We start from the raw sequence: 13,068 nt of genomic DNA, 5'->3' as shown, positions 1-13,068 counted from the left end.
ATGGCAGATTACAAACAAGTAAATGGGATCGCACTTGCTTATATGGGGGATGCGATCTATGAAGTTTATATCAGAAAGCATTTATTAGATGAAGGAATGACCAAACCAACACGTTTGCATCATCGCGCGACGCACTATGTGTCGGCTAAAGCCCAAGCAATGCTGATCAAGAAAATGGAAGAACAAGAACTGTTGACACCAGAAGAACAAGAGTATTTCCGCCGCGGTAGAAATGCGAAGAGTTATACTTCGGCGAAGAACACATCAGTTGTGACTTATCGGATCTCGACTGGTTTTGAAGCTTTGTTCGGTTATCTTTACCTAAGTGGACAGACTGAGCGCCTAGATGAATTGGCAGCTTGGTGCATCAAAACGGTTGAAGCGGAGGGAAAATAATGGCAACAAATGAAGATTTTGTGATCGGACGCCACCCAGCTGTGGCAGCTTTGAAGAGCAAGCAAGCGGTCAATAAAGTGTTTTTACAATCGGGGCTAAAAGCTGATGCCTTAAAAGAAGTGGCTAGTTTAGCCAAGAAAAAAGGTGTGATCGTCAATCAAGTTCCAAAAGCTAAGTTAGATCTATTAGCTGATGGTCAAAACCACCAAGGGGTCGTCTTGGCTGTAGCGGCTTATGAATATGCGAGTTTAGATGATCTATTTGCTAAAGCTCAGGCTAAAGATGAAGATCCATTCTTTATCATCTTAGATGGTATCGAAGACCCGCACAATTTAGGCTCGATCATGCGAACGGCTGATGCTGCGGGAGTCCATGGAATCATTATTCCTAAGCGCCGCGCCGTACAATTGACGTCAACAGTAGCGAAGACTTCAACTGGGGCGATCGAATATGTGCCGGTATGTCGGGTAACGAATCTCGTTCAAACAGTTGAGGAGCTTAAAAAACGTGGCGTTTGGGTCTTTGGAACTGATATGCATGGGACTGATTTTAGAAAATGGAGTGCCAAGGGACCGACTGCTTTGGTGATCGGTAATGAAGGCAAAGGGATCGCCCCATTACTTAAGAAAAATTGTGATGAGATGTTGACGATCCCGATGGTTGGCCATGTTCAAAGTTTAAATGCTAGTGTTGCTGCTAGTCTTTTGATCTATCAAGGCTTTACTTCACGGGGCAATTAACGATGAAGAAGCGAATTTTGATCGTTGATGCCTACAATATGATCGGGCATTGGCCAGAATTAGAGAAGTTGAAAAAGGCTGATCGCCTAGAAGAAGCTCGCGATAAACTATTATATATTCTCTCAGATTACTATAAGCAAAGTAACGCGGAGATCATCGTTGTCTTTGATGCCATGTATGTGCCAGGTTTGTCAAAGAGCTATGAGCAATATGGGATCCAAGTCGTCTGGACCGATGAAGGCCAAACTGCAGATAGCTATATCGAAGCCTTGGCTAAAAAATTGCAGACACGTTTGACCCAAGTTGAAGTGGCGACAAGTGATGGAGCAGAACAATGGACTGTTTTTTCTCAAGGTGCCCTGCGTAAACCAGCTTGGGAATTGTACCAAGATATAAAACGGGCAAAACGCGAAGTCCATGCAGCAGCTAGACAATATCAAGACCAAGCCTTGGTCAGACGCTCACCGTTTAGCGATAAACAATTAAATGCATTAGCTAAATTACGGGATGAGCTCTCTAAATAAATATATGTATTAGAAAAAATCGTATGAAACCAAAAGAATGATGATGTGGTTTTATACGATTTTTATTTTATGGGTGTCCGTCAACCGATATGGATAGACCCGTACGGCACTTCCTACAGAAATGTGGGAAGTGTTTTTTTACGCAAAAAACTGGTATGGAATTTTTATCCATACCAGAAAGTGTACACCCGACAACGGTACAAGAAAATCTGGTTGAAAAGATCACCTATACTCCATTAGGTAAGATCACACCACAAGATCCAAATGGTAACCCAATTCCAGGTGCACCAACACCAGGTTACAACAATGATCCAAAAGACCCAACTAAGGGTGGTATCACACCAGTTCCTGAAATTCCGGGTTACACTCCACGCGTACCAAGCGTTAAGCCAGAAGATCCAGGCAAGGATACACCAGTCGTTTACGAAAAGAATGAAGATCCTAAGAAACCAGATATTTCAAATGAACGTGATCAAAATGCTAAGATCATCTTCCGTGATGTGACAACAGATACGGACTTAGCAACAGAGAAATTCACTGGTAAGTCAGGTTCTAAGATCACATACAGCACAGCTGATAAGATCAAGGAATTGCTTGCTAAAGGTTATGTTCTAGTGAATGACTGTTTCCCAAGTGACGCAGCCTTTAATAGTGACAATGATGTGGATCAAACTTACTATGTAACATTCAAACACGGTGAAGCACCAGTTGGACCAAATGATCCACACGAACCAGGTACACCGATCAACCCTAACGATCCAAATGGACCAAAATGGCCAGCTAAAGACGAATACACCAAGGAATTTACTTCTACAGTGCACTTCGTTGATAAAGACGGCAACAAGTTACGTGATGATGACGTTCAAACATCAACATGGACACGGACATTGATTGTTGACACAGTTACAGGTAAGGTCAAGAACCCAGATGCTGTATGGACAAGTGATAAGGGCAACTACAACGATGTTAAAGTTCCTGTGATCGAAGGTTACTATGCTGATAAAGCAAATGTACCAGGTCCTAAGGCTACTCAAGAAAACATCGAAACAAATGTGGTTTACAACGAAATCGGTAAGATCGTTCCAGTTGATCCAGAAGGTAACCCAATTCCGGGTGTACCAACACTTCAATACAAGAACGATCCTAACGATCCAACGAAGGTCGTCGTAACTGATATCCCAGATGTTCCAGGTTACACAACTGATACTGTAAGTGTGACACCAAACATACCAGGTGAAGACACACCAGTTGTCTACAACAAGGTAGAAACACCAAAAGATCCTGAAAAGACACCAGGTCGACCAAGCACACCAGCTCCAGCCCCAACGACCCCAGAGGCTAAACCACAACCAGCTGCTAAGGAACAACCTAAGGCAGACAAGCCTGCTGCTGAACTTCCTCAAATGGGTGACGCAGACAACAATTCTATCGCAGCGCTTGGTGCGGTAATGATCACAAGCTTACTTAGCTTGTTCGGATTTGCCAGCAAAAAGAAAAAAGATGAAGAAAACATCTAATTTCTAGAGCCTAAAAAAGAGGAGAATTTTCTCCTCTTTTTTAGTACATAGAGTGTGGGTACTGACGGAGGATCCACTTTTAAAGTTGTATAAATAACGAGGTCCCCCTTGCGATATATTTACATCGCAAGGGGGACCTCGTTTTGATATTGATTTTGATCAGTCGACTAAAGTAGCTGATTGCTGATAATGCTTAGGCGTTTTACCGACGATCTTTTTAAAGACCCTAGAGAAGTGAGATGCATCTGCAAAACCAAGGGTATAAGCTGCTTCATTGGTTGTAACATTTGACTTGAGCATGAGTTTTGCTTCTTCGATTCTACGATCGATGATGTAATCTTGGACCGTTGAACCTAATTCAGTCTTAAAGAGTGTTCGCAGTTTAGATTCACTGATGTTAAAATAACTCGCTAACTCTTTGACTTTCAAAGGTCGATACATATTAGTGTTGATATATTGAATGATCGAAGTTGTAAGTGGCGATAGGTGTAAGGTGATGACCTTATTTACTTCGCTGGTGTAATACACGATCGCCGAATCACGGACTTGCAAGATCTCATCTAAAGTATTGCTTAGTTCAGTCTTTTTGATGAAAAGATCACGACTACCATAAGCAGTGATGATATCCATCCCTAATTCGATCCCAGCCTGAGAGAGTTTTTCAAAGACCACGATCGAATAATTTTTTTCTGAACGTAAGGTATCGCCTGTAACTGCAGGGATGACCCCATTGCTTAGCTTGAAGACCATATCGCGTAATTTGTTGACATCACCACTGCGCACATAGTCTAAGATCTTATGTTCATAGAGATAGAGATACATATTTGAATCGAAGTTTTGAGAAACTAAATATTCGATCCGTTCATCGGTGATCTCAGCTGAATATTTCTTTGTTTCAAGGTGGATCTTATCAGACATTAGATCTTTTATCTCACCGGAAAAGAAGTAGTGGACCATGATCAAAATATCACGCAGCTCACTAGTTGAAAATAACGGTAGGTCATTTAAATAACTATAGAGGAACTCTTGATCTTTAGCGCTGATCTTTAAATCTTTCATTCCCTTATAGAAGAAGGTTTTATCAACGATATTGCATTTGAAGGGACCAAATAGGATATGAAAATTCTCAAAATTATAGAGTAAAAACATGTCGTTTAGTTCCCCACTGATGAAGCTGAACAACTCGTGTGAGTTCAAAGCTCCTTTTAGAATATTTTCATAGTCGTTAAAGAGCACCGTTGTCTGATTGGAACGATACTCTTCGATGATCTCTAAATTTTCGTCAAAGACAATAATTGGAAGTCTGAGACAAATATGCAGAGATTTGATCATTTTTAGCCTTTTCATATAAATCGTGACCTCTTTACATATATAAATTAAAATTGATATATAGATCTTTTAATAATTGGCTAATCCAATTAACATTATAACTTTTTTTCGTTTAATCTAGTTAACAAATTCAACGATTTTGCAATTTTTATTGAAAAATACAATTATTTAGATAAAAAATATGACGTTTTTTACAATTCTTGTTGAATTATTCATTCTCGAAAAATTCAACAAAGACTATACATCATTAATGTTTATTTAAAGGAGAGAAATAAGGACAAATGGTCTCAAAAAATAATCGAGATCTGTATTTGAGAAGATCCGCCAACAAGGTCTCCAAATATACGATCAAAAAGCTTAGTGTAGGTGTAACTTCTGTTTTAGTAGGTACGACTTTTTTCATCGGTTCTACTAGTCAAGCAAATGATTCAGAACAAGAAACAACGCAACAGTCTGACACAGCAGTTAAAGCTTCCGATACAAGTAGTACTAATGATTCTTCCCGACTCAAAGTTCAAGAAGCTAGCCAAGATCAAGCATCAACTTCCACCACAGATGCCGATCAAGCGCAAGCAGCTGGAAATGCTACAAGTACTCAAGCATCGACTTCCACAACTTCCACCAACGATGCCCAAGATTCCTCCGCAGATGAAATCAACCAGACAAATACGCAGGTAGAAAACAATAAACAAGAAGCGACAACCACTGATCAAGCTGAATCAAATAATGATTCGGTATTATCCAATAATAATGTAGCAAATTCGGCTGAAAGTCAAGCAAAAGCCAATGAAGAAACCGCTGCAACACCTCAAGATACAGCAGGTTTCCGACGTGCTAATGTCGATACTTCAGCCTGTGCTTTAGCTGCTAATACAGACAATACGATCGCTGATGTTTCTAGTTGGCAAGAATTGATCAGCGCTATGGGTATTCTAATTACCAAACGATCAATGTTAATGGCGCGATCACGCCTTCCAGCAATGGAAATATCGGAAGCAATGGTCATAACGTTACGGTACAGGTCAATCACGTAATGCTGGCCCAAGTAAAGTTGAATTGGGTGAAAACTCGACCTTTAACTTTACTGGTCGTGACGGGATCATCTTAGGCAATAACTCAAGCTTTGTCTCAGGTGAATATTCTAAGGTCCACTTCCAAAACAAAGGTCGTGGGGGCGCTTTAGACTTGGCAAACGATTCTAACATTACGATCTCTAAACATTCAGATACTTTATTTGAATCAAACGGTAAAACTGGTACATCTGGTTCTTACGATGGTTACAATTACATCGGGGTCAATGAAGGCGGGAATATCTTAATTGATGAATTTGCCACTTTCCGTGTTATCTTGACTAACCGTGGCGATAACCCTTGGGATGACGTGATCTCACTTGATTCACGTGGTAGCAATACTTCAGCTAGCTTTGTTTCTAAAAAAGGTGCGATCATCGATATTCGCGATGATAACACAAACTTCTATGCTGAATTGATCTCTTTCCCATTGGGGCTGCTGACTCTAAGATCGATATTCAAGATCCATTGTATATCAACTTACAATGTTATTCAGCTGGTGGTGCGATCACTGGTCGGCAGATCGCTGAGGGTGTCAATACTAAGACAGCTTACGATGCGGTAAATATACCAAAGATCGATGGTTATGAAGTACAGATCAAATCAACAAATGCCAATGGTGTAACAGTTGGTAGTGCGGCTGATACAGTCAAGGCTAACTTAGACATTCCTGATGAGATCGTTAAAGATGTCAAAGTTCCTGTGATCACAGGTTACTATGCTGATAAGGCAAATGTTCCAGGTTACACAACAGGTATCGTGAGTGTGACCCCAGGTGTTCCAGGTGAAGATACACCAGTTGAAGTTCCAACAACGCCAGCACTAGCTAAAGAAGCCCCACAAGCTGCTGCTGAATTACCACAAATGGGTGATGCAAATGAAACAACGATGGCTGCGGTCGGTGCCGCAATTGTTGCAGCTACTTTAGGCTTAGTTGGCTTTGGTGTTAAAAAGAAGGATGAAAAAAACTTCTAAATTTTTAAGTGAATAGAATACAAGAAAGAAGGAATTATTCTCCTTCTTTTTTGTTTTGAACAAGATATTTCTGGGCTGATGTAGTAGTCAGCGTATGCTGATTTTAGTATAATTAAGTATATGAGAATAGAATAAAAATTTTGTTATTAAACTGGGGGCAAAATAAATGAAGCTAGTACCATTATGGCTCGAACGATAAAAAAGAAAGGATAAGAAAAATGTCGGCAGAAAAAATCGTTATTGTGGGAGCTAACCATGCTGGGTTGGCGGTTGCTCGGAATTTAATGGATAGTGGAAAAGAATTTGAGATCACTATGATCGATAAGAGTGATAATTTAGGCTATCTTAGTTGTGGTACACCATTACTTTTATCAAACGAGATCAATTATTATCGAAATTTCTTCTATGTCGATAATGAAACTTTACGCAAGCAGCTTGCAGCCCTTTACACAGAAGCACTTGTCGAATCGATCGATTTTAGGAACAAAAAAGTGATCTTTAGGGATAAACAAGGATTACAAGGAGTCAAGTATGATAAGCTAGTTTTAGCAACGGGGGCGTCACAAGTTAGTCTAGGGATCAATGGTAATGATCTACGTGGGATCTATCGTATCAAGAATTTAAATGAGGGACTCGAAGTAAATCAGCGTTTGGATCTGAATAATGTCAAAAATGTTGCGATCATCGGTGGTGGCTATATCGGGATCGAAGTGGCTGAAGCGATCCAAAAACGTGGAAAGCATGTAACGATCTATGATGCCAACCCGCATTTAATGATGTCGCACTATGATGAACCATTTGGCCGCCTAGTCGAAGAACGCTTGCGTGAAAAAGGGATCGATCTATGTTTAGAAGAAGAGGTCCAAAGCTATGTCGGTAAATCTGGTAGGATCGATCAGATCATTACTGACCGTGGGAAATACTCGACTGATATGGCCATTTTGACGATGGGATTCTTACCAAATACTTCCCTAGGACGTTTCCATTTAGAGCTATACACTAATGGTGCCTATATTGTAAATGAGTATCAACAGACTTCTGATCCAGATATCTACGCGGTAGGCGATTGTTCGACCTCGTATTCAAATATCCTAAAAGAATTAGTCGTTAACTTTTCAGTCTCGGATGCCTTGCGGGGGGCCTATGTTGCAGCCAAAAATATTGCGGGGGAAAATATTTCCTCAAGTGGGACCCAAGCTTCAAATGCGGTGCGGGTCTACGGGTTGAATCTATTTTCAACGGGTGTGACAGTCAATGAAGCCATCCGTTATAGTATCCCCCATGAATACGTTGACTATGAGACTTGGCAAAGACCAAAATTCATGCTTGAAAATAGCAAGATCAAATTGCGTTTGGTCTACCATAAAGAAGATCATCGCCTTTTAGGAGCCCAGATCGCAAGCCGGTCAGATCAAGCGGGTACACTGCATATGCTTTCACTTGCGATCCAAAAAGAGGTCACAGTAGATGAATTAAAGGTCTCTGACTTCTTCTTTTATCCATACTTTAACCAACCTGAGAATTTTGTGACAGAAGCAACACGACATGTAAGTAAGAAACGAGGCAAAGCAGATGACAAATGAGATGAATGAACAAAAAGTAGCCGAATTTCTAGATGCATTAGATGAGTTTGTGGCAGATGTTACTGATCAAGCTAAAGCGTTGCGCTTTTATACTTGTTTGGGCAATGTGAAGCTCTATGTTATCTTGGAATACGGCTATCCTAAGACAAAAGAAAATGATGGTAAAAAAGAGCTTTTAGTCTATACGACAGAACCGACTAAGCTCCTTGAAAGCTCAGGGTTAAGCACGGTCGCTTTAGGACTCGAACGGCTAGCTCAAGAATTAAAAACGCTTGGAGCAGCGGGAATGTTAGTTGATGAAGGTGAACGTGATGTCATCATTCCAGCTGAGAATGTTTTTCAGGTCCAAGCTTTAAAGAAGAAGGCAGCTGACTTTAAATTAAAGACAATGCCCGAACAGCTTTCTTTGACGTTGGAAAATGAGATCAGACGGGTAGTCAAGACAAAACCTGATGTTCTCAGTGCTTGGCTATTGGGGATCTTATTACCAGGAAAGAGTGACTATGAATATATGGTGACCCTAGAATATGCTTCTACTGTAGCTAGTGCTGAAAAAGAGCGTTTAGCGCAACAGATCGCAGCTCAAGTGACTCCATTACTACCAGATGGGACCGAGCTTTTGATCGGAACGACCGCTGAATTGGCGGGTGAGCGAGCTAAGCGTGACTTTGCACCGTTTTATATCAAGTTGAATTTTTAGTGAGGTGGCTAAATACTAATGAAAAAATTTTTAAAGTATTGTTTGATCGTAGTCTTGCTTGTTGTAGGATTGGCGCTTATCTTTAACCAACAGATCAAAAATGCCTTAGTCAACCATATGACTAATTCAGCTGTCAGCACGACAGTTGTTAAAGCTGATCAAAACTCCAAAAAGGCAAATTTTAACTTTAAAAAGATCAAAGCTGTCGATAATCAAATGGTCGTTAGTGCGGCCACGAGTGCTAAAAATGATGCCATCGGGAAGATCGCTATGCCAAGTGTAGGGTTAAAATTACCGATCTTTGAAGGCTTGAACAATGAAGATCTGGTACGTGGTGCGGGAACGATGAAGCAAGGCGAACAAATGGGGGCAGAAGGCAACTATGCCTTAGCTGGGCACCATATGAAAGATGCCAAATTACTTTTTGGTCCGCTAGCTGATGCCAAGCTGGGAGACAAGATCTATGTGACCGATGAAAAGAAAGTATATGTTTACACGACTACTGTTAAAACAGTTGTTAACAAGAGTGAAGTTCAATATATTTATGATGAACCGGGCAAAAAGATGATAACTTTGGTGACCTGTGCTTCGGGTGATGATGGCGAAGTCGATCGTACGATCATTCAAGGTGAATTAGCTGAAGTTTTGGATGCAACAAAGGAAAATCTTAAGTATTTCAACTAATTGACAGCAACTTACTTTACTGATAGAGTTATACTGATAAAGATCTAAGGAGTAAAAGAATGTCGAAGAAAAAAGTGGCACTTGCTTGCTCAGAATGTGGTTCACGAAACTATTCGATCACCGAAAATGTTAACCGCGCAGAACGCTTAGAAGTTAAAAAGTTTTGCAAGTACTGTGGCAAACATACGATCCATCGTGAAACCAAGTAGTTCATGGAGGCGTAATATAGATGAAATTCATTAAAAGTGTTATCAAAACAATGAAGGATACGACTTGGTTAACAGCTAAGGAGACCAGACGTGATACGACCACAGTAGTAGTCATGTCATTAGCATTTGCAGTCTTCTTTGGTTTAGTTGATTATGCGGCTCAAGCTGTGATCAATTTGTTAGTCTAGTTTTTAAAGGGCTGGTATTACCGGCCTTTTTTTGTTACAATTAAGTAAGGACAGGACCTTCGAACGCATTCGGGGGTTTTTATTTTGCAGTTAAATGATAAGCATAATTAAGGAGAAAAACATGGCAGAATCATTTGAAAAGAAATGGTATGTATTACATACATACGCAGGTTATGAAAATAAAGTCAAAACTAACTTGGAATCACGGGCACAATCAATGGGGATGGAAGACTATATTTTCCGCGTAGTCGTTCCAGAAGAAGAAAAAGTTGAAACAACTAAGACCGGTAAGGAAAAAGTTGAAACTTTGAAAACTTTCCCAGGTTATGTGCTAGTTGAAATGGTGATGACTGACCAATCATGGTACGTTGTACGTAACACACCAGGCGTAACAGGCTTTGTTGGGTCACACGGTGCTGGTAGTAAGCCAGCTCCATTGCTTGATGAAGAGATCGATCACATCTTGAACCAACTTCAAGGTAGTGAACATCAAGCTGATTTTGATGCTGAAGTAGGCGATGCAGTGACGATCATCGAAGGTGCGTTTGCAAGCATGGTCGGTAAGATCACTGAGATCGATGCTGAAAAGTCAAAAGTCAAAGTTATGATCGATATGTTTGGCCGTGAAACAATGGCCGAATTGGACTTTGACCAAGTTGAGCGTTTAGTTTAGGATCTAGGACTACAGTTATAATTACTGTAGTCTTTTTTCAAAATGGGGTGAATGCGAGATGCTTAAAGATGCTAATAAATTGGTCCAGACAACAGTTATAGCGGCGGGCGGTCTAGCTTTGGGAGCGGCGCTTGAGTGGTATAAATTAGCTGAACCGAGTAAAAATCGAGAAGTGACGCTTCAAAATCAGATCCCGACATTATTTATTCACGGCTATGCTGGGACCCGCTTGTCCTCAGGCTTGATGATCAAACGGTTCGAACACTATGGGTGGGGGCAAAAAAGTACAGTGATCGTGGTAAAAGCCGATGGCCGTTTAAAGATCAAGGGCGACCCTAGTATCCCTGGTGGTTTTATCCAAGTATTATTTGATAAAAATCGGATGTCGATCATTCATCAGACTGACTGGTTATGGCGTTTGATGAGTTATTTGAAAAATAACTATGGCATCGAAAAGATAAATATCATTGCTCATTCGATGGGAGGCGTGACCGTTTTGAACTTTTTGAGCAAGTTTGGGATCTCGGATCGTGTTCCACATGTGGAAAAAGTCGTGACTTTAGGTGTGCCTTTCAACGATACTGAAGTCGGCAAGGATGGTAAGGAGATCGAATATCGCCCGTTGACTCAGTACGGGCCGCTTACGATGGCACCGCTATTTAGTAAGATCAAAAAGCATCGTTATATCATTTCACCCGATACGAAATTTTTGAATATCGCGGGTGATCTGGAAAATGGGACGGCTTCAGATGGTTCGGTCTCTTTAGATTCAGTCTTGAGTTTGCGCTATTTGTTACCACGCCAAGTCTACCATGAAGTGATCGTGAAGGATAAAAAGGCATCGCATTCACGTCTCCATGAAAATCGTCAAGTCGATAAGATGATCGGCCAATTTTTATTTGGTAAGCAAGCTTTACAGGCATTTGCGGATAAGTAGATCTCAGTTCAGAAAAAATTTCGGGCAAAATATTGTTTTTTGAAAAAAAGCGTGTTATATTTTATAAGTATGCTTTTAGCATATTGAAGTGGGAGGTCAAATATGCTGACCATCCGTACCACACACGGAATAAGGAGGAATGACCCGTGGCAAAAAACGTAATCAACGTTGTTAAATTACAAATTCCTGCTGGTAAAGCAACTCCAGCTCCACCAGTAGGTCCTGCTTTAGGTCAAGCAGGTATCAACATCATGGGATTCACAAAAGAATTTAACGCTCGTACAGCTGACCAAGCTGGTATGATCATCCCAGTTGTTATCAGTGTTTATGAAGATCGTTCATTTGACTTCATTACAAAGACACCGCCTGCTGCAGTTTTACTTAAGAAAGCTGCTGGTGTAGAAAAAGGCTCCGGCGAACCTAACACAAACAAAGTTGCTACAGTTACAAAAGCACAAGTTAAGGAAATCGCTGAATCAAAAATGCAAGATCTAAACGCTGCAGACGTAGAAGCTGCTATGCGCATGATTGAAGGTACTGCACGAAGCATGGGCTTTGTTGTAGAAGACTAATTTTCTACGGCCATGCTTCTCAGACGGACACTTCTGTGAAAGCAGATCTGTCAAGTGGGAGGTATATCCGATAGACCACATTTTGCAAGGAGGAACTCACTAATGGCTAAAAAGAAAAGCAAGAAATATTTAGAAGCTGCTAAAAAAGTCGAAGCAGACAAAGCTTACACAGCTAACGAAGCAGTTGCTTTGGTTAAAGAAATCGACTTTGCAAACTTCGACGCAACAGTTGAAGTTGCATTTAACTTAAACTTAGATACAAAACAAGCAGACCAACAATTACGTGGTGCTTTAGTTTTACCAAACGGTACAGGTAAAGAACAAACAGTTGTTGTCTTTGCTAAAGGTCCTAAAGCTCAAGAAGCTAAGGATGCAGGTGCAGACGTTGTCGGTGACGATGACTTAGTTGCACGTATCCAAGATGGCTGGTTGGACTTTGACGTTGCGATTGCAACACCAGACATGATGGCACAAGTTGGTCGTTTAGGTCGTGTACTTGGACCTAAAGGCTTAATGCCAAACCCTAAGACTGGTACAGTTACAATGGACGTTGCTAAAGCTGTTTCTGACGCTAAGAGCGGTCAAGTAACATACCGTACAGACCGTGACGGTAACGTACACGTGCCAGTTGGTAAAGTATCATTTGACGAAGCTGCTTTAGTTGGCAACTTCCAAGCAATCTACGATACAATTGCTAAATTACGTCCAGCTGCTGTTAAAGGAACATACATCAAGCATGTTTCCTTGGCATCAACATTTGGACCAAGTGTTACACTTGACACAAACTCATTATAAGAATAAGTTTGTCGCTTAAAAGCCGTGGTCGATTGACTGCGGCTTTTTTTGTTGCAAGCTAGGTGTCAAAAGGTATATAGTTTAGCATAAGATGAGCTGGATATGTGATCAAGGTCAATGAGGAGTGGTTAACTGTTACCAAAAACATAGAAAAATGTGTTATAACAAACCATGGA

17 protein-coding genes are annotated in these 13,068 nt (G+C 40.7%); 16 read left to right on the top strand and 1 reads right to left on the bottom strand.

Annotated features, from left to right (window positions below; all coding sequences use genetic code 11):
- From FC30_RS02300 to FC30_RS02285, 4 genes are all read left to right on the top strand, one after another.
- On the top strand, nt 1–396 hold the full coding sequence (locus FC30_RS02300) for a Mini-ribonuclease 3 (RefSeq protein WP_010688526.1): 396 nt from the start codon (nt 1–3) through the stop codon (nt 394–396).
- Nucleotides 396–1,136 (top strand): 23S rRNA (guanosine(2251)-2'-O)-methyltransferase RlmB, encoded by a 741-nt coding sequence (rlmB, locus tag FC30_RS02295; RefSeq protein ID WP_010688525.1) that lies wholly within the window; start codon nt 396–398, stop codon nt 1,134–1,136. Before FC30_RS02300 ends, rlmB begins: the two co-directional genes overlap by 1 nt.
- Nucleotides 1,137–1,138: 2 nt before the next feature.
- Nucleotides 1,139–1,660 (top strand): NYN domain-containing protein, encoded by a 522-nt coding sequence (locus FC30_RS02290; RefSeq protein WP_010688524.1) that lies wholly within the window; start codon nt 1,139–1,141, stop codon nt 1,658–1,660.
- 155 nt (nt 1,661–1,815) lie between these two features.
- Nucleotides 1,816–3,177 carry a mucin-binding protein gene (locus tag FC30_RS02285; RefSeq protein ID WP_010688523.1) on the top strand — a complete coding sequence of 454 codons (1,362 nt, stop codon included), beginning with the start codon at nt 1,816–1,818 and terminating at the stop codon, nt 3,175–3,177.
- A 159-nt stretch (nt 3,178–3,336) separates the two neighbouring features.
- On the opposite strand, the gene FC30_RS02280 is transcribed toward FC30_RS02285, so the two are convergent.
- A complete protein-coding gene (locus FC30_RS02280) occupies nt 3,337–4,524 on the bottom strand; it encodes a YSIRK-targeted surface antigen transcriptional regulator (protein ID WP_010688522.1) in 1,188 nt (395 codons plus the stop codon).
- A 263-nt stretch (nt 4,525–4,787) separates the two neighbouring features.
- Here FC30_RS02280 and FC30_RS02275 point away from each other — a divergent pair, with 263 nt between their 5' ends.
- The 12 genes from FC30_RS02275 (at nt 4,788) to rplA (ending at nt 12,892) form a co-directional block, all read left to right on the top strand.
- Nucleotides 4,788–5,540, top strand: coding sequence for a YSIRK-type signal peptide-containing protein (locus FC30_RS02275; RefSeq protein WP_010688521.1), 753 nt, complete (start codon nt 4,788–4,790; stop codon nt 5,538–5,540).
- A 22-nt stretch (nt 5,541–5,562) separates the two neighbouring features.
- The gene (locus FC30_RS09435; RefSeq protein WP_235804165.1) at nt 5,563–6,141 is read left to right on the top strand and encodes a hypothetical protein; all 579 of its coding nucleotides are present in this window, start codon (nt 5,563–5,565) and stop codon (nt 6,139–6,141) included.
- Nucleotides 6,045–6,551, top strand: coding sequence for a hypothetical protein (locus FC30_RS09725; RefSeq protein ID WP_010688519.1), 507 nt, complete (start codon nt 6,045–6,047; stop codon nt 6,549–6,551). The genes FC30_RS09435 and FC30_RS09725 overlap by 97 nt, the downstream gene beginning before the upstream one ends.
- 218 nt (nt 6,552–6,769) lie before the next feature.
- Nucleotides 6,770–8,134, top strand: coding sequence for an FAD-dependent oxidoreductase (locus tag FC30_RS02260; protein WP_010688518.1), 1,365 nt, complete (start codon nt 6,770–6,772; stop codon nt 8,132–8,134).
- Nucleotides 8,124–8,834, top strand: coding sequence for an enhanced serine sensitivity protein SseB C-terminal domain-containing protein (locus tag FC30_RS02255; protein ID WP_010688517.1), 711 nt, complete (start codon nt 8,124–8,126; stop codon nt 8,832–8,834). Before FC30_RS02260 ends, FC30_RS02255 begins: the two co-directional genes overlap by 11 nt.
- 18 nt (nt 8,835–8,852) lie before the next feature.
- On the top strand, nt 8,853–9,518 hold the full coding sequence (locus FC30_RS02250; RefSeq protein WP_005918837.1) for a class A sortase: 666 nt from the start codon (nt 8,853–8,855) through the stop codon (nt 9,516–9,518).
- 59 nt (nt 9,519–9,577) lie between these two features.
- Nucleotides 9,578–9,727 (top strand): 50S ribosomal protein L33, encoded by a 150-nt coding sequence (gene rpmG / locus FC30_RS02245; protein WP_005918839.1) that lies wholly within the window; start codon nt 9,578–9,580, stop codon nt 9,725–9,727.
- Between the two features lie 20 nt (nt 9,728–9,747).
- Nucleotides 9,748–9,915, top strand: coding sequence for a preprotein translocase subunit SecE (gene secE, locus FC30_RS02240; protein ID WP_004051387.1), 168 nt, complete (start codon nt 9,748–9,750; stop codon nt 9,913–9,915).
- Nucleotides 9,916–10,036: 121 nt separating this feature from the next.
- Nucleotides 10,037–10,588, top strand: a complete 552-nt coding sequence (gene nusG, locus FC30_RS02235; RefSeq protein WP_010688516.1) for a transcription termination/antitermination protein NusG — start codon at nt 10,037–10,039, stop codon at nt 10,586–10,588.
- Nucleotides 10,589–10,646: 58 nt separating this feature from the next.
- Nucleotides 10,647–11,525: an alpha/beta fold hydrolase gene (locus FC30_RS02230; protein WP_010688515.1), complete on the top strand. Its 879-nt coding sequence runs from the start codon at nt 10,647–10,649 to the stop codon at nt 11,523–11,525.
- A 146-nt stretch (nt 11,526–11,671) separates the two neighbouring features.
- Complete coding sequence (gene rplK, locus FC30_RS02225) at nt 11,672–12,097, top strand: 50S ribosomal protein L11 (RefSeq protein WP_004051392.1); 426 nt, start codon at nt 11,672–11,674, stop codon at nt 12,095–12,097.
- A gap of 102 nt (nt 12,098–12,199) precedes the next feature.
- Nucleotides 12,200–12,892: a 50S ribosomal protein L1 gene (rplA, locus tag FC30_RS02220; RefSeq protein ID WP_004051393.1), complete on the top strand. Its 693-nt coding sequence runs from the start codon at nt 12,200–12,202 to the stop codon at nt 12,890–12,892.
- Nucleotides 12,893–13,068: the final 176 nt, after the last annotated feature.

Origin of the sequence: Ligilactobacillus animalis KCTC 3501 = DSM 20602, from assembly GCF_001434535.1 — a bacterium.
Taxonomy (GTDB): Bacteria; Bacillota; Bacilli; order Lactobacillales; family Lactobacillaceae; genus Ligilactobacillus; species Ligilactobacillus animalis.
Note: the sequence above shows the minus strand (reverse complement) of the source record. Positions and strands in the feature narration are given on the sequence as shown.

Bases quoted from the DNA above. Each gene is read 5' to 3' on its own strand.
- FC30_RS02300 (WP_010688526.1), top strand. From the start codon at position 1: ATGGCAGATTACAAACAAGTAAATGGGATCGCACTTGCTTATATGGGG.
- rlmB (WP_010688525.1), top strand. From the start codon at position 396: ATGGCAACAAATGAAGATTTTGTGATCGGACGCCACCCAGCTGTGGCA.
- FC30_RS02290 (WP_010688524.1), top strand. From the start codon at position 1,139: ATGAAGAAGCGAATTTTGATCGTTGATGCCTACAATATGATCGGGCAT.
- FC30_RS02285 (WP_010688523.1), top strand. From the start codon at position 1,816: ATGGAATTTTTATCCATACCAGAAAGTGTACACCCGACAACGGTACAA.
- FC30_RS02280 (WP_010688522.1), bottom strand. From the start codon at position 4,524: ATGAAAAGGCTAAAAATGATCAAATCTCTGCATATTTGTCTCAGACTT.
- FC30_RS02275 (WP_010688521.1), top strand. From the start codon at position 4,788: ATGGTCTCAAAAAATAATCGAGATCTGTATTTGAGAAGATCCGCCAAC.
- FC30_RS02260 (WP_010688518.1), top strand. From the start codon at position 6,770: ATGTCGGCAGAAAAAATCGTTATTGTGGGAGCTAACCATGCTGGGTTG.
- FC30_RS02255 (WP_010688517.1), top strand. From the start codon at position 8,124: ATGACAAATGAGATGAATGAACAAAAAGTAGCCGAATTTCTAGATGCA.
- FC30_RS02250 (WP_005918837.1), top strand. From the start codon at position 8,853: ATGAAAAAATTTTTAAAGTATTGTTTGATCGTAGTCTTGCTTGTTGTA.
- rpmG (WP_005918839.1), top strand. From the start codon at position 9,578: ATGTCGAAGAAAAAAGTGGCACTTGCTTGCTCAGAATGTGGTTCACGA.
- secE (WP_004051387.1), top strand. From the start codon at position 9,748: ATGAAATTCATTAAAAGTGTTATCAAAACAATGAAGGATACGACTTGG.
- nusG (WP_010688516.1), top strand. From the start codon at position 10,037: ATGGCAGAATCATTTGAAAAGAAATGGTATGTATTACATACATACGCA.
- FC30_RS02230 (WP_010688515.1), top strand. From the start codon at position 10,647: ATGCTTAAAGATGCTAATAAATTGGTCCAGACAACAGTTATAGCGGCG.
- rplA (WP_004051393.1), top strand. From the start codon at position 12,200: ATGGCTAAAAAGAAAAGCAAGAAATATTTAGAAGCTGCTAAAAAAGTC.